23 protein-coding genes and 1 tRNA gene are annotated in these 20,730 nt (G+C 54.0%); 2 read left to right on the top strand and 22 right to left on the bottom strand.

What is annotated here, in order from left to right; all coding sequences use genetic code 11:
• Positions 1–197 precede the first annotated feature (197 nt).
• The 5 genes from C230_RS0105520 to C230_RS0105540 form a co-directional block, all read right to left on the bottom strand.
• The gene (locus C230_RS0105520; RefSeq protein ID WP_018131040.1) at positions 198–1,670 is read right to left on the bottom strand and encodes a 5-methylcytosine restriction system specificity protein McrC; all 1,473 of its coding nucleotides are present in this window, start codon (positions 1,668–1,670) and stop codon (positions 198–200) included.
• A gap of 1 nt (position 1,671) precedes the next feature.
• A complete protein-coding gene (locus C230_RS0105525) occupies positions 1,672–3,138 on the bottom strand; it encodes an McrB family protein (protein WP_018131041.1) in 1,467 nt (488 codons plus the stop codon).
• A gap of 67 nt (positions 3,139–3,205) precedes the next feature.
• Positions 3,206–3,685, bottom strand: coding sequence for a 23S rRNA (pseudouridine(1915)-N(3))-methyltransferase RlmH (rlmH, locus tag C230_RS0105530; RefSeq protein WP_018131042.1), 480 nt, complete (start codon positions 3,683–3,685; stop codon positions 3,206–3,208).
• A 97-nt stretch (positions 3,686–3,782) separates the two neighbouring features.
• A complete protein-coding gene (locus C230_RS21855; protein ID WP_018131043.1) occupies positions 3,783–3,959 on the bottom strand; it encodes a CxxH/CxxC protein in 177 nt (58 codons plus the stop codon).
• A 219-nt stretch (positions 3,960–4,178) separates the two neighbouring features.
• The gene (locus C230_RS0105540) at positions 4,179–5,342 is read right to left on the bottom strand and encodes a S1C family serine protease (RefSeq protein ID WP_018131044.1); all 1,164 of its coding nucleotides are present in this window, start codon (positions 5,340–5,342) and stop codon (positions 4,179–4,181) included.
• A gap of 204 nt (positions 5,343–5,546) precedes the next feature.
• Between C230_RS0105540 and C230_RS0105545 the strand changes: the two genes are divergently transcribed.
• Positions 5,547–5,765, top strand: coding sequence for a hypothetical protein (locus tag C230_RS0105545; protein ID WP_018131045.1), 219 nt, complete (start codon positions 5,547–5,549; stop codon positions 5,763–5,765).
• Between the two features lie 109 nt (positions 5,766–5,874).
• Here C230_RS0105545 and C230_RS0105550 read toward each other — a convergent pair whose 3' ends face one another.
• From C230_RS0105550 to yycF, 5 genes are read right to left on the bottom strand one after another with little or no spacing between them, the layout of a single operon-like run.
• Entirely contained in the window at positions 5,875–6,699 is an 825-nt protein-coding gene (locus tag C230_RS0105550; protein WP_018131046.1) for an MBL fold metallo-hydrolase, read from the bottom strand.
• A gap of 24 nt (positions 6,700–6,723) precedes the next feature.
• Complete coding sequence (gene yycI / locus C230_RS0105555) at positions 6,724–7,527, bottom strand: two-component system regulatory protein YycI (protein ID WP_018131047.1); 804 nt, start codon at positions 7,525–7,527, stop codon at positions 6,724–6,726.
• Between the two features lie 3 nt (positions 7,528–7,530).
• Positions 7,531–8,808, bottom strand: coding sequence for a YycH family regulatory protein (locus tag C230_RS0105560; protein ID WP_018131048.1), 1,278 nt, complete (start codon positions 8,806–8,808; stop codon positions 7,531–7,533).
• Complete coding sequence (locus tag C230_RS0105565; RefSeq protein ID WP_018131049.1) at positions 8,805–10,568, bottom strand: ATP-binding protein; 1,764 nt, start codon at positions 10,566–10,568, stop codon at positions 8,805–8,807. The genes C230_RS0105560 and C230_RS0105565 overlap by 4 nt, the downstream gene beginning before the upstream one ends.
• A gap of 6 nt (positions 10,569–10,574) precedes the next feature.
• Complete coding sequence (gene yycF, locus C230_RS0105570) at positions 10,575–11,261, bottom strand: response regulator YycF (protein ID WP_018131050.1); 687 nt, start codon at positions 11,259–11,261, stop codon at positions 10,575–10,577.
• Between the two features lie 198 nt (positions 11,262–11,459).
• Here yycF and C230_RS0105575 point away from each other — a divergent pair, with 198 nt between their 5' ends.
• Positions 11,460–11,864, top strand: a complete 405-nt coding sequence (locus C230_RS0105575) for a hypothetical protein (RefSeq protein ID WP_018131051.1) — start codon at positions 11,460–11,462, stop codon at positions 11,862–11,864.
• Between the two features lie 109 nt (positions 11,865–11,973).
• Here the strand turns inward: C230_RS0105575 and C230_RS0105580 are convergent, their stop codons facing one another.
• The 12 genes from C230_RS0105580 to C230_RS22930 all read right to left on the bottom strand — a co-directional run.
• A complete protein-coding gene (locus tag C230_RS0105580; protein WP_156807363.1) occupies positions 11,974–13,251 on the bottom strand; it encodes an ArnT family glycosyltransferase in 1,278 nt (425 codons plus the stop codon).
• A 257-nt stretch (positions 13,252–13,508) separates the two neighbouring features.
• Positions 13,509–13,584 (bottom strand) — tRNA-Phe (locus C230_RS0105585).
• 59 nt (positions 13,585–13,643) lie between these two features.
• A complete protein-coding gene (locus tag C230_RS22380; protein ID WP_018131053.1) occupies positions 13,644–13,814 on the bottom strand; it encodes a hypothetical protein in 171 nt (56 codons plus the stop codon).
• A gap of 80 nt (positions 13,815–13,894) precedes the next feature.
• Complete coding sequence (locus tag C230_RS0105595; protein WP_018131054.1) at positions 13,895–14,422, bottom strand: hypothetical protein; 528 nt, start codon at positions 14,420–14,422, stop codon at positions 13,895–13,897.
• A 45-nt stretch (positions 14,423–14,467) separates the two neighbouring features.
• A complete protein-coding gene (locus tag C230_RS0105600; RefSeq protein ID WP_018131055.1) occupies positions 14,468–15,196 on the bottom strand; it encodes a hypothetical protein in 729 nt (242 codons plus the stop codon).
• Entirely contained in the window at positions 15,196–15,738 is a 543-nt protein-coding gene (locus C230_RS22925; RefSeq protein ID WP_018131056.1) for a hypothetical protein, read from the bottom strand. Before C230_RS22925 ends, C230_RS0105600 begins: the two co-directional genes overlap by 1 nt.
• Positions 15,735–16,244: a methyl-accepting chemotaxis domain-containing protein gene (locus tag C230_RS0105610; RefSeq protein ID WP_018131057.1), complete on the bottom strand. Its 510-nt coding sequence runs from the start codon at positions 16,242–16,244 to the stop codon at positions 15,735–15,737. Before C230_RS0105610 ends, C230_RS22925 begins: the two co-directional genes overlap by 4 nt.
• A 19-nt stretch (positions 16,245–16,263) precedes the next feature.
• A complete protein-coding gene (locus tag C230_RS0105615; RefSeq protein WP_018131058.1) occupies positions 16,264–16,791 on the bottom strand; it encodes a hypothetical protein in 528 nt (175 codons plus the stop codon).
• An 11-nt stretch (positions 16,792–16,802) separates the two neighbouring features.
• Entirely contained in the window at positions 16,803–18,653 is a 1,851-nt protein-coding gene (locus tag C230_RS19570) for an AMP-dependent synthetase/ligase (RefSeq protein WP_018131059.1), read from the bottom strand.
• Positions 18,654–18,808: 155 nt separating this feature from the next.
• Positions 18,809–20,092 (bottom strand): adenylosuccinate synthase, encoded by a 1,284-nt coding sequence (locus C230_RS0105625; protein ID WP_018131060.1) that lies wholly within the window; start codon positions 20,090–20,092, stop codon positions 18,809–18,811.
• A 143-nt stretch (positions 20,093–20,235) separates the two neighbouring features.
• On the bottom strand, positions 20,236–20,385 hold the full coding sequence (locus tag C230_RS22390; RefSeq protein ID WP_156807364.1) for a hypothetical protein: 150 nt from the start codon (positions 20,383–20,385) through the stop codon (positions 20,236–20,238).
• Positions 20,386–20,425: 40 nt separating this feature from the next.
• Positions 20,426–20,730, bottom strand: a 305-nt coding sequence (locus C230_RS22930) for a hypothetical protein (protein ID WP_026174159.1), incomplete at its 5' end; no start/stop codon positions are given.

The following is a 20,730-nucleotide window of genomic DNA, read 5'->3' on the forward strand; positions in this document are numbered from 1 at the left end:
GTGGGTGTGATGGTTGTGGTGGTTTTGTTGGCATCGAGACGCCCGGCTTTGGGTTGTCATTCTATCGTACCTATCGGATATGGGCAATGAATGGGGGGTTAGACCCCAGAACCATTCAATGGAACTGAGGTTTTTACAGTTATCCTGTAACCGCGCTCACCAGCGAATTCCTTTTGTTTTGTCCAACCTCTGGCTTTTTACTGATTTAGGGTCCACACCGTTTTCAACATGGCTTGCATGCTCTCTGCAATCTGATCGATCTGCCCATCCATCGGAACAGCCGTCAGTGCGAGCACGATCGTCTTTTCCCCCGCCCCAATGTGTGCATGGTGGAAAAGTCGGTTTCGTTCCTTCAACGATTCCCAAGTGTTTCTACGGCAGGGATACACCATACAGCAGATGGTCTTCTCAGCAGTCGATATGGAAGAGTAAGCTAGAACCTGCAGCAAATCGATCCGATGACGTTCTCGCAGTGTCTCATCGAGATTACCCCACCGCTCCACGCTCATCTCTTCCCAATGATTCTTGTATTTGGCATCAAAAATAATGGTCGTATTCCCCCTGGTATAAATGAGATCGGGCAGCAAATACTTCTGTGACCCCAAATACGGCCGATCCCATCGTAACGGAATGATTGTCTCCCGCTTTCTTCCTGTACGGACTACGCCACTGTATCTCTTTGCCAAGTGCGATACGATGGTTTCCACCCACGCCTCGAAAAACGTCTCCATGGGCATCATCCAGGACAGTCCTTCTAATTCTCCTATTCCAGCCAATCCTCGCTCGTCCACAGTCCAGTGGATGGCTTGGAGTCCATTTCGGAACACATCCGTATGCCCTCTTCTGGTTTTCCAAGCGTCCAAGTACACACCAGTCGGTTTCTTCGGAGGAATATGTCTAACTCTTTGTAGGAGAGACTGGCATAAATCGAGAAGTCGGAGAACAATGGCCCCCGCTTGCCGCTGGGATTCCAAACCGGCCCACTGTTTGAGAAGCGTATAGTGGATGGCAGCTTTCAGTTCACGGTTCTCCTCTAGCTCCGGAAACCGGCAGGGGACTTGCAACAACCGGGCATTCGCGACTCGGTTGGAAACGTATGTATCCCATCGGATCGTCCCTTTGGGAGATGTCAGATCTTCTTCTTTCGTGATGAACTGACGATCCAGGTTTTCGAGTAACTGACGCAAGCGTAATAAAATGGTGGAGGACAGAACCCACGGCGGAATCTTGCGATCAGATTGAGGCAAAGTAGGCAGGTTCAGAATCGATGGAACCACTCGCCAATTCATCACCCCAAGCATGGATCCGATCCCCATCCACTCAAATCGAGGTCGGACCACCAATCCGTAATCTGCTTGACCAGTAGTAGGGGACAGAAGTGGAATGGCCCCCACATGAGATTGGGTTTGAAACGAAATCATTACGTCCTGCCCGTCATACTTGACATCGGCGCTAACGCCAAAATCCCGCATAATCCCTCGATTGATTTTGATAAATAAATGGGCCAGCCGTGCTTCCATAGGATGCGGGTCTCTGGCCCGATAATCGCGAAACAGCATGGAAGCCGGGATTTGGTGATCCTGCGTGGTGTCTGACAATTCAATGAGGGATTGACCAGCAGGGGGCTCGTTTCTGGGAAGGAGGCGAAACTGTCGCTTGCGCTTTTTCATGTCACACCCTCAATTTCTGCATATAGGCGCGAATCTGTTCAGAGAAGCCGGTGACATACCCTTGCACCAGGTACTCTTCCAGCAATGGCAGCAGAGTTGCCCGAAGCAAGGACAGGTCATCGGTTCCATGCGGATTGAGAAAGTAGGAGTGCCCCGGCATCAACGACATCGCCTCGTCGTTGGCGTATTCCACAAAAATGGACTGCAGTTCCATAAATAACTGCTGCATAGTCTCATTACTATGCTCGTGGATCACACTCAGTTGCGGCCAAACGTTCACAAAAGCAAAACGCCTTTGTACGGCAATATCCAGGATGGCAATACTGCGGTCGGCGCTGTTCATCGTTCCAAGTATGTATAAATTGCTTGGCAACCAAAGCCGGTCATAGAACGGTTCGCCAAAGTCATACGGAAGCATCAAATCCCGTTGCTCCTCCACGGCGTTCGCTTCAAACAAGAAAATGGCCTCACCCAGTACTTTCGACAGATCCGCACGGTTAATCTCATCGATATGCAGTAGGTAGGGTTTGTCCGGATTTTGCAGAGCTCGCTCGATTGCTACCATCAGATGTCCTTTCTTGGGAGCAAATTGAAATCCGAATCCGCCTTCTGTCCGCATTGGGGCCAAACCGCCAATGAAATTTTCGTAAGTGGTATTTGCATGGAACTGGACAGAGAAACCGTTTCCGTGAAAATGTTCATTGAGAAGTATGCGGGCCATCCTGGTTTTACCGGTTCCAGGCGGGCCCTGAAGGATTACAAACCTTCTAGCATTCAGGAGATCGATAACATCCTCTTCCGATACGGTCGGCATCATGTGTGAAAGATATTGACTACGAATGGTTTCAGATTCGGCCTGTGCACCTTTTAATGGCATATGGCCACGTTCTTCAAACATCAAGTCGAGAAACGCAGTAACCGCTGAGCGCGTGGCCTCTTGATCGGCATTGGGTACAAAAAGACCGTATATTTCGTGACCATACCGTTTGAACACCGACTCGTACAACGAAAACTCACGTTTTACAGAATCAGGAACATTCAAGTCTGTTCGGATCGGGTCATGTTTAGCCCACGCAATTAATTTTCCCTTGCCGTATTGGTGATTCAACCATTGGCAAATAGACTGAACCTTTCTCGCATGGCCTGGCCTCGACAAGACAGCCTCGTCCGGGCTGAGTCCCTTTGTACCTACAACTAACCCAACCAGGCACGGTTCGTTTTCAACCGGAAAAATGACGAAACTCAGCCCTCCATAAGCACCTGAATCAGGATTCGAAGGATGAATGTACGCAGCAAACGGAACTCCTGAATCTCCACGGAACTCAGGAGCGCGCAGTTTGACACTTTTTCGAGCACTTTCCGGATACCGGCCACCATTTGCACCAAACAGCTCGTCAAATGCTTCTTGATTACGTTCGTTCCAGTTGGACAGGTCTCGGCTAAGGATGATGTTGATTATTTTTTGCATGCGATTTCTCCTTAAAGCAAAGCTATATCTATTGACATGAGAATGATTTTATTTACGTGCGATTTGGCTACTTATGATACTTCTCCCCCCGCAAAATTCGAAATCCCCGGTAAATCTGCTCCAGCAGAATCACCCGCATCATCTGGTGGGGGAAGGTGAACTTTGAAAAAGACAGTTGCAGGTTGGCACGTTCCAGAACGGATCGGTGCAGCCCCAACGAGCCGCCGATGACAAAGACAAAGCTGCTGTACCCTTGGCTTGCGGTCCGTCCGAAATACTCCGCCCAGGCTTCGGATGTGAAGGCTTGTCCCTCGATGGCGAGCGCCACTACATAATCCCGCTCCTTAATCTGGGCCAAAATGCGTACTGCTTCCTTCGCCTTGATCGCTTCCGCCTGGGCTGCAGATGGATTGTCAGGCGTGGGTTCGTCTGCGACCTCGACGATTTTCACCTTGGCGTAGGCGCTAAGCCGCTTCTCATATTCCTGATTCGCCAGCACCCAGTATTTTTCCTTCAATTTTCCAACCGCTACTACTGTGATGTTCATACTGGATCCCCTGCCGCCGGATCATGGGTTGAAGAGGAGCCGCCCCTTGACGTAATCAAGATGAAACGCCGTCCACAACCCCGGCGCGATCAAAAATTTACTGTTCGTCCCTTGTCACAAGATATTTGGCCGGTTCGCCGCAAAACTGGCATTTCGAGCGGCAGTCTTCAAATACGGTTGTTTCCTCGATCAGTCGCAATTCGGGTGGTTCCTGATATGTATTGACAAACTCGTCCAAGGCCATATCGATATGTTCCTCACACGCTGTGATCATGCTGCACCTCCATGTTGACAGTATTATAGCACGATCGAGGAACCATTTTCCAAACAATGGATTCGCTTCCCTGGCCACCGCAAAATACTAGGGAGACGATCTTTGATGTCGGGTCGACTTTCGGTCAACAAAGCAAGGCGGCAGTCTCCGCTAAAGGAGCCATACCAACGCCCAACAAAAAAGGATTGCCCGCATCATAGGCAATCCTTCTTTATTTTACTACTTCAATTCACCCAATGTAACCGATACGGTTTTCTCCTGGCTGTTCCGGTAGATTGTGACCTGCACAGTGTCACCCGGCTGTTTGGAAAACAGGTATTTTCGCAGGTCAAGGAATGTGTTGATCTTGACATTGTCGATCTTTGCAATCACGTCGCCTTTTTGGATACCCGCTTTATCCGCCGGTCCGCCCGGTTGAACTGCGGAGACGACAACACCGTAGTCGATCGTCAAGCCTGCCCGATAGTTTTCGGGAATGTCTCGGACATCCAGGCCTAAACCAACCCCCAGCGCCGCCCGCACCACTTTTCCTTTGGTCATCAATTGATTGATGATCGGTTTCGCTTCATCGATCGGAATCGCAAAGCCGAGGCCTTCCACTCCGCTTTTGGCGATTTTCGCCGAGTTGATTCCGATCAGCTGCCCCTTGATGTTGACCAGGGCGCCGCCCGAATTTCCCGGGTTGATCGCGGCATCCGTCTGCAGCACTGTCTGCTCATACGTGACTCGACCAGTTGGATCTTCAACCGGGATTTTTCTGTTTTTTGCCGAAATCACACCGACTGTAACCGTTTTTTCAAACTCACCCAACGGGTTTCCGATGGCGATCGCCGGTTCCCCAATCTGCAGGGCGTCGGAACTTCCAAATTCGATCGGTTGAATATCCTTGATCTTGTCGATTGGAACCTGTAAGACTGCCAAGTCGGTCAAGCGGTCAGTCCCCAGCACTTTCGCTTTCACATGCTCATCATTGATCACCACTTCGACGTCGGACGCACCGTCCACCACATGGTTGTTGGTGACGATATGGCCCTGCTTGTCGATCAGCACGCCGGACCCTTTGCCGACCGGTTGCTCATCCTTTTGCGAGAAGAAGCTGTCCACTTTTTGCAGGTTGACGACCGTTACGACGGCCGGTTTCGCGCGATTGACCGCCTGCACGATATCCGAATTTACATTATAGGTGACACCTTGCACCGGACCGTTGCCGTTGGAAATCACCGTTTGACTCTGTTCCGGCAGTTTGATCAAATTCGCTTTCAGCATCGTTGGCACCAGCAGCAACGTGCTGCCCGAGCCGACCAAAGCCGCGATTATGACAGATGCCAGCCATTGGGCGGACGTCCGTTTCGGCTTGGCATCGAACTCGTCGTAAAATCCCATCGCACTCCCCTCCTTGAGGAATCTAATGCCGTAGTATAGACCACGGCACACTTCAATTATACAAACCAAGCGTTTTTTTTCTCAACTTATCAAGCGGTTTTTACATAAATTGTTCAGATTCCCGCTTACACATTCCATACCCGGTTTCAGGATCGGTCAAACGGTCATACTAGTAAAATGACGCCATTTCGAGGAGGAGTTCTCATGAAAAAAAGCCGCCTCACAGCCGAGGTCGACTTGCTCGCACAGATTGCCGATCTGAAAGAGATCGATTACAAAAATACGCTGCTGTTGACCGCGCTGATCGAACTGCTGGTGGAAAAAGGGCTGATCCGCCGGCAGGAAGTGCTGGGCAAAGCGCAGCTTCTCGATGCGGAACTAGAGCATCAAATCGACCAGCAGCTTACGTCGGCCCAGCACTAGGGGGCTGCAGGCGGTGCAGCCCCCTAGTGGAAACGGCGGCGCGTGCCGTTCGCCCCCGGCTCCCGCACACCGCCACCGGAACACAGCCGGCCCATCAGCGGACAGGCGCCTACCGCGGCTTGATCTCATACAGCGCCGTCGGCTTGTCCGGATATGTATGATGCAGGCGAACCTGTTTGTTCGCCGCGGCCAGAATGCCCTGAACGGTGACTTCCGCCAGTTCCGGGTAATTGTTTTCCTGCGACAGGTGGGCGAGCAGCACGTCCAGCGTCCGTTCCGACATGATGTCGACAAGTGCTTCGCCCGCCGCTTCATTCGACAAGTGCCCCTTGTCGCTTAAAATCCTTTTTTTCAGATGCCACGGATACGGTCCGACACGAAGCATGTTGATATCATGATTGCTTTCCAGGATATACGCATCCGCGTCGGCAACCGTTTCTTTCACGCGTGAACTCATGTACCCGAGATCGGTCGCCAGCGTCAGTTTGTTGTTCTCGTGATAGAACACATAGCCGACAGGTTCTCTTGCGTCATGCGACAAAGGGAACGGTTCGATCAGCAGGTCCTCGAATTCGAGCTTGTCCCCCACGCGAACCGTTTTCCGGTACGGTTCCGGGTACTCTTTCACCACATTGTGCAGGTCATGCCACGAACCTTCGGTTGCGTAGATCGGGATTTCCGTTCGTTCGTACCCTTTTTTTCGCCGCTGGCTGATGATTTTCCGAGCGACCACCCCGACACCTTTGATGTGGTCGAAATGTTCATGCGTAATCAAGATGGCGTCCAAGTCTTCCAAGCAGACCGAAATCTCCGCCATCGCCGTTTCAATCTGCTTGCAAGCGACGCCAGCGTCGATCAGGATCCGGGTTTTTTCCGTTTCCACATACACCGCGTTCCCGGAACTCCCGCTTGCAAGCACACTAAACCGCAACATCGAATGCCCTCCTGCTTGTCCCCGTCATCTTGCCAATTCGACTTCCCCCGTCAACGCGTTGACGTAATAGACCTCCCGATCGCTGAGGATTCTCCACATCGGGATCAGGTACCATTCGTCCGCATTGAACGGCTTGCTGTAATAGCCGAGCCGAATTTCCCGTATGACCCTATTATCGGCCCTCTTCCCTGATTTGTCTATCGACTCGGACAAGGATCGCAGCGCGTGGAGGGCGGAAATCACCTGTTTTCTGCCGCCGCCTTCCCCGACCACATTCAGCGCGGTCTGCTGATACCGGATCAGCTTTCCCCCTTGCACGACCAGTTCCAACGGCGCGGAAAAAATCGGGTAGTTGTTATACATCTGCAGATACTGGATGATGCCGCTGTCTTTCGATTCCTGCAGCTTCCGGTCGTATTGGTACGTCTCTTTCGGCGACAGTTTGGCGCCGATCTGGGCGAGCGCCTTGTCGCCCGGATTGTCTTCTTCCAGATTGACCGCGATATGTTTCTCCGACAAGTCAACCGTCACCTGACCAGGCCCCTGGTGCAGCAGCTTGCCGCCGCCGATCCGCTTCGCCCATTCGTCCGGCGGCAGCGGCAGGTACCGGACTTGCAAAAATCCCAGTTCAGGCGTCGTTTTCGGTACCTCGGTACGCAACTCCCATTTTTGCGAAGCCAACAGTTCCCGCACTTCCGCCAGCTGTTCGGCGAACGATTGGACGTAACTGGCCTGTTCGGTGCGGGCTTGCCAATATTGATACCCAAGCACGATATCCAACAGCAGGAACGTCAAAATCAGATAGGTTTTCGCCCGGCTCCAGTCCACCTGTCATTCCCCCGTATCGAGCCATTTCTCGCCCGTTTGCGCATCGTAGATCGCCGTCGGTGTCCTTGGGTATTCCACGACCCATACCGGCTGCAGCCGGACGTTCCCTTCCGCTTCCTTCGCAGCGTAAGCCAGGTAGAGATCGCTCGCCCCCTGCCGAATCGCTGGTGCAGGAGGATGAATCTCCACAACCTCTTCTTTCAGAACGGCCCCCAGGTACATCGCGCTGCGGGTCATGTCCACCACTTCGCTGCCGTTCAGCGCCACCTGAATTCCTGTCACTCCTGACAACACCGGAAGTCCGTGCCGGTACTCGTTGAACAGATATTCTTGATGCTCCCCCCAGGCGGTTTGCAGCCGGCCGACATACGCCCCCTGCATGCCGCCATGCTCATTGACAAACGCGACCGCCCGCTGAAACGCATTGTCTTTCGGCTGCGAGTCCTGCTGTTTTTCCAGCGGCTGCGGGTTGGAATAGTGGATTTTGCGCCCTTTTGCAGAGATCTGCACCGTTCGGCTGCCGTCCGTCACAATCAGCGAACCGTCCCGCTCCTGAATCCTGCGGGTCAGCGTCGGATCGACAAAAAACGTCCGGGCCAATGAATCTGCCGGCAGCGGTACCGATTTGCAGGTGATCACCGGTACCCTGATTTTTTCGTTCGGCAGCAAAAATGGCCCGTTCGCTCCCGTTTGCTCCACATACTTTGGCAGCGAGCCCCACTGGGCCAGCTGCTGGAACAGTCCGGCCTGCTCCGCAATTCGGCCGCGGTAGACCGGCTGTCCTTTCGCAACCAGCGCCGCGTAACCGGCACCGGCAGGGTCCCGATAGACGAGAATCGCGGTAACCTTCAGCGGGAACTGGTTGGGTGCGATCGTCTTCAGGATGCGAAACACCTGTTCCGCGTTTAATTCCGTCCCGAACTGAAATTGCATGTAGGGGGCGGCGTGAATCGCCTGCAGCAGTGCGGCCGGATCCACCACCGGTAGCCACTCGCGGACCGTCAGCTTTTTCAGCTCGTCCCACGCTTTTTCGTACGCGTCCGTAAACGGTCCGGCCACGGTGAAACTCTTGTCCTCCAGCCGCGCCGAGATTTGTACAGGCACCAGCACTTGATCCACGCTTTTTCCCAACCCGAAAGCGGGATTCGGGATATACCCGGCCTGATCCAGCGGCTCGAACACGGGCGTGTTCGTCCACAGCGCGATCGACAAAACGATCGACAACGCCACCAACACTGCCAACAGGGCGCTTTTCACCCGTTCGATGCGATTCGCCGTCACGCCGCCCCCTCCTTTGCAACCGGCAGAGTGAAGGTGACTGTGGTTCCTTGATCAACCACGCTTTCAATCCAAATGTGACCGCCGTGCGCTTCAATGATCTGTTTGGCGATCGACAGTCCCAAGCCGGTGCCTCCCAATTTTCGCGAGCGCGCCTTGTCCACCCGGTAAAACCGCTCAAAAATCCGGGGGATGTCTTTCGGCGGGATGCCGATGCCGGAATCGATCACTTTCACTTCCACAACATCCTGCCGGGTGCTGGCCGTCAAACGGATCATCCCTTGCGGCGGCGTATGTTTCAACGCATTGGAAACCAGATTGTCCAGCACCTGCACCAGTTTGTCACGGTCGGCCCAGACCATTGGTAGGGTCGGCGGCACTTCCACAAACATCGAAATTTCCTGCTGCCGGCATTGAAACGAAAAGCGATCCGCCACCTCATCGAGAATCTGCAGCAAATTGGTGCCAGCGAACGACCACTGCATCTTCCCGGCATCCAGCCGCGACAGCTGCAGCAATTCGCTGACCATACGCACCATGCGTTCCGTTTCATTTTGGATCACCTGCAAAAACCGGGTGCGCAGGGTCGGCTCTTCGACCGCCCCATCCTCGAGCGCTTCCAGATAGCTTTTGATCGTCGTCAGCGGCGTGCGGATTTCGTGCGACACATTCGCCACAAAATCGCGACGCGCCTGCTCTTCCCGCTCTTCCTCGGTGATGTCGCGAATCACGATCACCAGCCCGGCATGCCCCTGTTCGCCGCGAATCGGCGAGGCATACGCTTGCAAAGTGCGTCCTTTCGGCCCTTTGAACTGCATTTCCCGGCCAGCCATCAGGAAGTCGGCCTTCTCCTGCTCTTCCTCGATCATCAGCAATTGGCTGATCGGCTGCCCGACCGGGTCTTCTTCGCAATCGAGCAACAATTTGGCTGCCGGATTGATCCGCACGATTCGGTTGGACGCATCGACGGCGATCACCCCGTCGCTCAGATGGGTGAGAATCGCCTCCAGCTTTTCCCGTTCCCGTTCGTTTTCGGCCAAGGCCCCCTGCAAGCGGTGGATCAAGTAGTTGAACGCTTCGCCCAACTGGCCGATCTCATCATCGCTGCGGACGTGTACGGTCTGGTTGAAATCGCCTTTTGCCATCGCCTTCGCTTTCCTCGTAATCTCGACAATCGGGCTGGTGATCGTCTGCGCCAGCGCCACACCAAGGATCGCCGTCAGCACGAGCGCAATCAGCAGCCCCGTGTAAAACATCACGTTGATCTCTTTGATCGTTTTGTAAATTTTGTTCATCGGGGCAACCAGATAAACCGCGCCGACCACTTCCGAACCGTTTTTGATCGGCACAGCCAAAAAAGTGTACCGCTGCCCGGTCGGCGCATCCTCCCGGATCACTTCGTCCTTGCTGCCGAGCAGCGCCCGGGTCACCTCCGTTCGCAGCCGTTTCTGTCCGACATACGACTTGTCGGCTGACGTGGCGATGATCGTTCCATTTTTGTTCAACACGTAGATTTCCGATTCGGAGGCAAATGAAGTAATCAGATTGTCGATATCTTTCACCGTTTCCGGGGTGATCTCTTTTTCCATGTAGCGTTCCAGTTGAGCGGACAAAAACCGCGCCTGTGTGTTAATGGTTGTCGAAAAATTTCCGAGGAAATAGGAGTTGACCGAGCGAATGAAATAGACGCCGATCAACTGCATCGCAAACAAAATCAGCAGCAGGTACATCAGCACGAGTTTGCCGCGAATGCTTCGGAACAAGGAGACCTACCTCCTCATGCAGTATCCGACACCCCGGCGAGTCAAAATGTACTTTGGATCGCTCGGATCCGTTTCGATCTTTTCCCGCAGCCGGCGGATCGTCACGTCGACCGTGCGGATATCCCCCAGGTAATCGAATCCCCAGACTTCCTGCAGCAGATGTTCGCGGGTCAGCACGGTGCCGCGGTGTCTCGCCAGATACACCAGCAACTCGAATTCGCGATGGGTCAGGTCCAGCACTTCCCCGTTTTTTGTGACCTGGTAGGTGGAAGTGTCGATCACCAGCTCATCGATCACATAACGGGGCTTCGCATGCAGCAGCGGTTCCTGGTTCTGCCGCCGCAGGTTCGCCTTGACGCGGGCCATCAATTCCCGTGACGAAAATGGCTTGGTCACATAATCGTCCGCCCCGAGTTCCAATCCGAGCACCTTGTCGATCTCCGAATCGCGGGCGGTCAGCATGATGATCGGCACCGCCAGGAAGGAACGGATTTCCTGGCAGACCTGAAAACCGTCTTTTTTCGGCAGCATCACATCGAGCAAAATCAAATCGGGCTGTTCCGCGTGCGCCATCTCCACCGCCTCTTCCCCGTCGTGGGCGAGGATCACCTCATAGCCTTCCTTCTCCAGGGAAAATTTTAATATATCGGCTATCGGCAGCTCGTCTTCGACCACCAAAATTTTCTGGTTCATGCATTTCCACCCTTTCCTGCTCGCCTATCCATTATCTACTTCAATTGTTGCGGCAAAATTCCTTCATAACAAATTGTTCCAGCATGGGAAACCGTTGCTCGGTCCAGACTAACGGGTAGCGAAGAAGTGGAAGCAACAGGCCGTCATCTGTCCCGCTCCGCAGAGGAATCAAATCAACCGGGAAAGGAATCGATGCCAATGCCAGTCAACCGACCGCTGAACAATCCGTTTGATCCGCTGAAAGAACAGGCGATTCTTGCATCATTCAAAGATCCGGATGTGGCGCAAAAAGCGTCGGAGGAACTGCAAAAAATGGGGATCGAAACGGTGCAAATCGACCGCGTATCGCCCTATCCAGGCCAGCCGGCGCAGCGCCTGATGAACCCGATCACCGGAAAAATCCCGTCACTCGGCGACGTGACGCTCGGCATGGACGACATTTCCAGCCGTGACGCGTCCGTGCTGATTGCAGCCGATCCGTCCGCCAGCGGGCTGTCGGGCGATCCCGTCTCGGGCGAGGATATCTTGATGACCGTGGTCTGCCCGAAAGACAAGGTGGAGCAGGCTGTGGAAGTGATCAAACAACATGGGGGAAACACCTAGGTTCACTTGGCCCGGGAGAGAACCAAAGCAATCACGCATAAAAGGAAAGATCGCCTCGATGCACGCGGCCAAACCGAGACGATCTTATTTTACAAAATATCCTAATTCGTTATTGGAGCGATTGAGGTTTGACCGGATCCTTTTCCATTAAACGGTCAAATTGCATTGCGTTATATGCGAAAGCAAGCGTTGCGATCACCAATAAAAACAACACAGGGAAATTGTAGCGCGCCTGACCTTCGAAAACAAAATAGATCGCAGCATAAAACAAAATATTCATCGTCAATATAACGGACGGAAAATCCGCAATACGACGCTTTCGAACTATGGCGACCACAGTTTTCGGGATGTTAATTAGTAAGAACAGCAGACCACAACCGCTCAACACATGGATGACGATGTCCGAAATGTGTCGAAACAACATAAATCGTCTCGTGTTTTTATTGGCGTTTTCCGCAATCGCCCACATTTCAATATCGTTTGCTCCACTAAAAAAAGTCAGCTTTTCCCTGGCAACGCCCAATTGCAAAAACTGAAGCGGGTGTGTCACAATCCAATGCTGGGCTTCCGCCCGGTACAAGGGCTCAAGTTTTGGGGAATACTGAGGATACTCGGCGCCAACCGAGCGCAGTTTTTCCTTGAACCCTTCCCGTGGTGTCACTTTTTCCAGCGGCATGTAGCCACCGTGGAGATTGTCGCTGTTGTTATTAATGAACAGGTTGACGCCTCCGTTGTAAGAAACCGGAATGAATGCATCGAACGTTTTGTAGTTCCGATAGATCCACGGTGAAAGGGTCAACGCCATCGCAACAAACACGGAGGCCGCCATCGCCACGGAACGTTTCAGGCTCTTTGTTTGGATCCAATGTAGCATCACCAAGACCGCGGGATAAGCCAGGAAAAACGGTCGAGTTAGAGCCGTCACGGCACAAAGGATGCCCAGCAAGGGGTAACGCCAGCGGTTGTCCACCTTTGTAATGCTAATCCACAATGTCACAGCGAACAGGAACGTGAACAGGATTTCCGAGCCGAGTACGCTGTTATACGCAATATAATTGGGTAAAAGCGCAAGGATGAGATATCCCGCCATGGCCAGCCGCCTGTTCGGCAACAGCTTGCGCATCATGAAGAAAAAAACGACCAGTGAAGCAGTCGAAATGATCACGTTGAACACTTTTGCCGTAAATACATCGGAATGGCCGACTAAGAGAAAATAACAGCCCAGCACCAACGGGTACATAATCCCCACATATCCGGCCGGTTCCCCGTCGACAGCCAACCCCTGATGGCGGTAAAAACTGAGCGCTGTCTTGTAATAGCCTAAAAAATCCATAATCGGCGGATTTGGTATCTTCACGATCCACAGATACCGCAGTACTGCACCCAAACAGGTGATCAACAGGAAAACGGCAAAGCCTGCCCAGTTTCCCCAATATCGCCTCAACCTCGATCCGCCTCCTTAACGCCTGCCTCAGTCCGATACTAACAATGAACATCCTATAAAATCAACTTTTTTGGACCGTGCAAGCTGAGTTGTGCAACAACATCCTGCTTCTGCATCAGAATGAAAACACGTCGAATAGTCGAATAGGAAAAAAGCGAGCCGAAGAGACCCGCTTTTTTGCCCATCATTTTTGAGTTGTCTGGTGGCTCGGGACGGAATCGAACCGCCGACACGAGGATTTTCAGTCCTCTGCTCTACCGACTGAGCTACCGAGCCGATTGCAAACGTCTCCTTGATCATACTGGAGACGCCGCAGGATGTCAATCGGTTTGCCGCTAGAAGATCCAGACAAAGACGGATACGCATGCGGCGTAAAAAAAGGCGGCCGCCGGAATCCACAACGTATGCAGGGAAGGGTTGGGTTCCCTCCGCCATTTTGCAATCCCATAGCGAATACAACCGTACGCCAGCAACAAAATGCTGATCGTGAGCACTGTTTCATACATAGCAGCTTTCCTCCTTTCGGGAGAAACGGTGTGTGTTTCGTTCCATTTGTGCTAGGTCGCGGGCATATGCGAACCCCTTATTACGGAAGCAGCCGGAGCGGATACAGTTTGTCGTTCAGTTCCTTCAGTTTTGCGATCGATTGTTGCGTCAACCGGTTCAGCTGCATGACCTGGCCGGCTTCCTGCCCGCTTTGCCCGGCAGAGACGTTGCTCGCCTGCAGAATGCCGGAATTCACCTGGCTCATGCTGAACAAGGCGCCGCTTGCCGATTGCGTCACCTGATTTAACGAATCGAGTCCCGCGATGATCGCTTGCTCACTATTGCCGATCGACCGCAGTCTGTCGTTCATCCCGGCCAAATTATTGACTATCTGCTCCTGTTGCTGTTCAATGTCGCTCAACGCATTGCTGGTTTCGTACAACGGCTGCAACGTGTCGGATGTTTCTTGCACCAAACGCCCGGTTGTCACAATCGACTGGTTGATCACATCCATCGCCTTGTTGATCTTCGCTTGCATGGCGGCCTGTTGCAGCAGGCTGTAGCCGAACGTACCGCCGCCCGCTGTCCCCAACAAAATCAAGCCGATCGTGACCCATTTTCCCATCATGACTTCCCCTCCCCGTCTTGTGCTTTGGCCACCCGGCCGAATGTCCTACAGCAAACTGCGTAGCGGATCAATTACGGAAGGTGTCTGTTGCGTCTGCCCGCCGCGCAGCAAGTGTTCGATCACTGATGGTGGCTGTTGCTGCTGCAAACCACGGAGCACGTCATTGATTACGGTGGAAGGCTGCCGCAAAAGGTCCTTCAGTTTGCCAAACAGCCTGAACGCATCCTGCGATCTTTGCAGTTCCGCCAACAGTCGGTCCATTTGATCGTTCAGCGTTCTTGATTCGCGGCTGCTGACTTGCAACGAACCGGCTACTTTCTGCAGGATTTCCGCATTCTGCGCCACATCTTGCGTCAGTTGCCGCACCTGGCTGTCCACCTTGTTCGTCCATGTAACGCTGGTTTGCTCCCGCTGCAAAATTTGTTCCATCAAGCTGACACCTTCGGCCGTCAACTGCTGTTGGGTTTTCAGTTCGATGATCAGGTTTTTGCCGGTTTCCGTCTGTTTTTGCAAAATCGCTTCTTGCTGATTGAGCTGGCCCAGTTTTGCCTCCACCTTTTGCACCTGTTGATGCAATGATTTCGTGTTGTCAAGCATCTGGTTGGTGGTGCCGCTGAGTTCATGAATCATTCCAAGCAGGTCACCCGATTGTACAAATGGCAGTTTCGGGGCGGCCGACGCCACCAGTCCGGCGATCCCGGATGCCAGCAGCAATCCGGCCAGGCTGATCCACGCCCACCGCGGAACCTGATTCACCTGCAGTTTTGGAATCATCAGTTGCCCCCCCATCTTGGCAAAATTGCCGTTTTCCGGTTCATCTCGTCGAGGTTCTGGTTGATCCGCTGCTGGTCCTGCATCATTTGATTCAAATTGGCGATCACTTGCCCGTTTGCTAGCGAAATCTTTTGCAAAAAATCGAGCAGCGCGCGGGCGGTCGCTTCTGTTGTTTGAATCTGACTGACCGATTGCTGCGTCGATTGGCCGATCGTTTGCACCGACTGGTTAATGCCGGCAACCGTCTGGTCAAGCGTCACCAGCCCTAGATGCATGTCGTGGGTGGCTGATTGCAGCTGTTTGACTGTGCCCGCCATGTGGAGGGTTGTGTCTTTTAACTCGGTCAGACCATTGAGTCCGCTTTTCATGGAGTCGGACAGTTGTTGCGCCTCCACGACCTGGGCGCGCAGCTTCTCCGATTTGACCGCAATGTCCCGCTGCACACCCATCTGCACCAGGCCGTTCACGCCAAGTCCCAGCAAACACAAGACGGTGATCAATTTCGGAATGGAAAGCGCTTGCAGCCAGTCTTTCGGATTCATGGTGACACCCCCGGCGTTTTTTGGTTCATTTGCTCGGTGTACTGCTTCATCTTTTGCAGATTGGCCCGGTCTTGCTCAGTCAGCTGCTGGAGCCGCTGGAGCGATCGGAAGAGTTGTTCAGTCGCCTGTTTGAGTTGCTCCATACCGCTCGTGATCGACTGCAGCGATTGGTTGCTTTGACTGCCCGATGCAATCATATTTTGATTTAGCTGCAGCGTGTCGGCGTTCAACTGATTGATCAGTTGGATGTTGGAGCGGATCGCCTGCGTCACCTGCAACGACGACCCCAGTTGCTGATTCATCTGTTTGGTGGTGGCGATCACTTGGCCAAGCGACTCGTTTTTCTCGATGATCGCCTTCTGCACGGAGATCAGCCGGGATGTGGAATCGAGGCTCGTGTTGAGGCCCGAGTCAATTTTTCCAAGGTAGTAGGTGGTCACCATCGTTTGCACCAGCAAACCGACCACCGCGGTCATTCCCAAGTAACCCAACGCTTTCAAAATCATCGCTTTTCCCCTCCGTGCGTTAAGGCATGTTCGATGCAACCTGGCCGCTCGCTTGTGTGGCGCGGTCCAGTTTGCCGGCAATGCTGCCGTTTACATCGGCCACCTCTTGCGCCAGCCGGCTCAACGAGTTGGCGGTCTCCAGCAGCTTTTGCACAGAACCGAATTGGCTGGCGGATGCCTGCTGAACATCACGCAGATCGGTTGCGAGGATGCCGGCCAAGCGGTTCAAGCTCGAACTCAGCTCGACTTGTTTGCTGCTCAGCCGGTTCAAGTCTGCCAGGGACGCGTCCTGCTCTGACATCCCTTGTTGCAGCGTCAGCAGGCCGTTATGAATGCGGGCGGTCGTATCCGACTGCCGATTGATGTTCTCCATGTCTTTCAGGATCTTGTCGTTGACGCTGTTGATCCCTTCGTTGTTGGCGTTGATATGGCGAATCATCCCAAGGACGTCCAGTTTTTCCGGAATATGCAGATGGGGCACCGGCGCCCACGCCACGACGGCGAACGGGATGCCAAATGCGAGGATCGCTCGCGTGTAATAGTTCATGCTCTTCCCTCCTATCTCACCCACAACCGGACCAGGATACCGAAGAGAATGCCGGCTGCCGCATAGGGCCAGATCGGTCGTTTGCGTCCCTGTTCGGTCGCCTGCGGCTGGCCGGCTGCCGGAAGCGGTTGGCCCGTTGTTTGAACCGATTCATCCGTTTGGTCAAAAATCGGCAGGTATTCTTCGCCCGCATACATCGACTCGATCTGCGGTCCGTATTTTTGCAGGATCACCTTGTTGCGGACTTTCAGCGTGGGCGTCAAATCCCCCGCTTCCATGCTCAGTTCGTTCGCCAGCAGGACTGCACGTTTCGGCCGTTCGAAATCGGCAAACTTCTCGGCGGCGCGCATCACTTCCTGCCGGATAAGCGATCGGACCGGCTCCGACTGCAGCCACACGTGCCGGTCATCGCCCAGATTGTGCTCGGCGGCGATCGGAGCCAGCGCGGCAAAATCGGGCACCAGGAGGCAGGCCACATAAGTTCGCCGGTCGCCGATCAGCACCGCCTCGGCGATGTACGGGCTCAACGTGATGCTGTTCTCGATCGGCCACGGGGCAACATTTTTGCCGGTGGCAAGCACCAGAATGTTTTTCTTGCGGTCGACGATCTTCACATAACCATCTTCGATTTCCGCAATGTCGCCCGTGCGCAGCCAGCCGTCTTCCGTGAACGTATTGGCTGTCTCGTCCGGCGCTTTGTAGTAGCCTTGCATGACGTTCGGGCCTTTCACCTGCAGTTCCCCGTCGTCCGCCAGCCGGATCTGCACGCCGGGAATCGGTTTGCCGACCGTGCCCGGCCGCGCCTCGTTGTAGCGATTGGCGCAAATCACCGGCGCCGTCTCGGTCATCCCGTATCCTTCATAGACAGGCAGGCCGGCCTGATGGAAAAATTCCGCAATATCGGCAGCCAATCCGGCTCCGCCCGAGATGATGTAGCGGATGCGTCCGCCGAAGCCGGCCCGTAATTTTCGCCGGATCAACCAACCGACCGGTAGAACCACCCGCAAAAATCGCGGAATTTTGTTCGTCCGCTGCTGAATGCCGGCGTACACTTTTTCAAGCAGACGCGGTACGGTGGTGAACACGGTCGGCCGCACCTCGCGCAGGTTCTGCTGGATTTTTTCGATGCCTTCCGCGTAGGCGATGGCCGCTCCGCACGACAAAACGGCGTACTGTCCGACCGTTCGTTCAAAAATATGCGACAAAGGAAGAAACGATAAGGTGACATCGGTCGGTTCGACAGGCAGGCAGGTCAAACTGGCTTGGATATTGGAAACAATGTTTGCGTGGGTGAGCATGACGCCTTTTGGCGTGCCGGACGTGCCGGATGTATGGACGATCGTGGCGAGCTGGTCGTCTTCGATGGAGGAAATGTCGGGCAACTGCAGCGACGGCAACCGTTCCTTTCCGATCGCGCGAATGTCCGCAAACGTCAGGATCTGTCGGCCGCAGTCCACCGGATCCCCGAAAAATTGCACCGCCAGCTTGAGATGGGACGGCCAGCGGGCGTCCACTTTTTGCAGTTGGGCGGCGTCTTCCGCCATCAGGCAACTGACATCCGCATTTCGCAAAATGAACTCCACTTGCTCGGCCGGCAGGGTCGGATAGATCGGCACGACAACCGCCCCAAGCGACAAAATCGCGTAATCGCTGATCGCCCACTGCGGACAATTGGTGGACAAAATGGCGACCTTGTCGCCCGGCTGCACGCCGCATGCCAGCAAGCCGGCCGCAACCTCCCGGATCGCGTCCCAAAATTCCCCGTACGTGATCGACTGATAGCGCTTTCCCTGCTTGTAGAGAAGACACGGCCGGTCAGCGTGATTATTTACTGACTTGCGCAACAATTCGAGAAGATTCATCCCCACTCGCTCCCCTTTCCCCCGAATGTATTATAGACATACGGATAGTGTCTGATTTTTTTGACTGTTGGGTTTAAAAAATATACCACAAAAAAGCACATAAAAAAACAGCCACCTGGCGAGCAGGCGGCTGCTTGTGGTTGGTTCGTTTCTCTTTAGTAGATCTCCGTCACCGGGACGGTCTGTTCGCGGTTCGGGCCGATCGAGAAGATCGCCAGCGGAACGCCCGTGACTTCGCTGATCCGTTCGATATAGGCGCGAGTGTTGGCCGGCAGTTCGTCATAGGAGCGGACACCCGTGATATCTTCCTCCCAGCCGGGCAGCGTTTCGTAGATCGGCTCGCAGTTGGCCAGCACCTTCAGGCTGGTCGGGAACTCTGTCAGCACTTCGCCGTTGTACCGGTAGCCGGTGCAGATTTTCAGTTCCTTGAGGCCGGTCAAAATATCGAGCCGGGTGATCGCCATTCCGTCAAGCCCCGATACGCGCCGCGCGTGACGGACCACGAGCGCGTCAAACCAGCCGACGCGGCGGGGACGACCTGTCGTGGTACCGTATTCACGCCCCGTTTCCCGGATGAATTGGCCGGTTTCGTCCAGCAGTTCGGTCGGGAACGGACCATCGCCGACACGGGTGCTGTACGCTTTGACGACGCCGATCACTTTGTCGATTTTCGTCGGTCCTACGCCCGCCCCGATGCACACGCCGCCGGCCACCGGATTGGATGACGTGACGTACGGATAGGTGCCCTGGTCGATGTCGAGCATCGAAGCCTGTGCACCTTCAAACAATACGTCTTTGCCGGCGTCGATCGCTTCGTTCAGCACAACCGACGTATCGGTCACGTATGGACGGATGACTTCGGCGTACGACAGATATTCCTGATACACCTGTTCGAATTTGAACCCTTCCGCACCGTAAATTTTTTCAAAAATCCGGTTTTTCTCCGCCAGATTGCGCTGCAGCTTGGCCGCAAACTCTTCCGGATCGAGCAGGTCGACCATCCGGATGCCGATCCGCGCCGCCTTATCCATGTAAGCGGGACCGATCCCTTTGCGGGTGGTGCCGATTTTGTTGGCGCCTTTGCTTTCCTCTTCCAGCTCATCGAGTCGGATATGGTAGGGCATCACGACGTGCGCCCGGTCGGAGATGCGCAGGTTGTCAGTCGAAACGCCATTGTTTTTCAAGTATGTCAATTCGTCAACCAACGCTTTCGGGTTGACCACCATGCCGTTGCCGATCACGCAGATTTTTTCCGGATAAAAAATCCCGGACGGAATCAGGTGCAACTTGAATTCCTTGCCGTTGATCGAGATCGTGTGACCGGCGTTGTTGCCCCCCTGGTAGCGTGCCACAACTTCTGCTTTTTCCGCCAGAAAATCGGTAATTTTGCCTTTTCCTTCATCGCCCCACTGGGTGCCCACAACCACTAAGGTTGCCATGCGGCAACACCTCCATATCAATACGTTCCCCGGGACATGCGGCCGCCATGCACACGCTGTCCCTTAGTGAGTGTAGCAGGAATGGGGCGAAACGTCAAGATAAAATCCGAACGATAAAGGTGTAAGGTCGTTTTTTGTTCGGATTATGAACCGTCCCATGATTCATTCCACTTGCGCAGAAGCAACCGATCGTGCCAGCGGCCAAGCACAATCAGGGACAGGGTGGCAAAAATTAACACATCACGTTTTTGTTCCTCTCTTGACGCCATGATGCAAACCAGAATGCTTACCACACGCACCCCCAGTTACTTGGTCTAAGGGGTGCGCCAACTGTTAAAACCCGATTCCGTATTCAGGAAATTTATATCGGTAAGCAGGCTTGTCATCCCGGGGAATAAAGATCCAATGGCGTGTTACTCCCTCCGGAATTCCCGCTGCTTTATACAATTGGACCCCTTCATCGCTCCGTTTGTAGGGAGCGAATTTCGACTCTTTAAATGTTCCGCTGTACAGAAGTGTCGTTCCGTTCAGATGAACGTTGGGGGCTCCCGAGACAATGCGGTAGATATGGTTCATAACCGGAACTCCGCCGCGCCACCAGACGGTCAGATCCGCTGCAACCGCCAACAGAACGGCCG

Source organism: Effusibacillus pohliae DSM 22757, from assembly GCF_000376225.1.
GTDB classification, from domain to species: Bacteria; Bacillota; Bacilli; order Tumebacillales; family Effusibacillaceae; genus Effusibacillus; species Effusibacillus pohliae.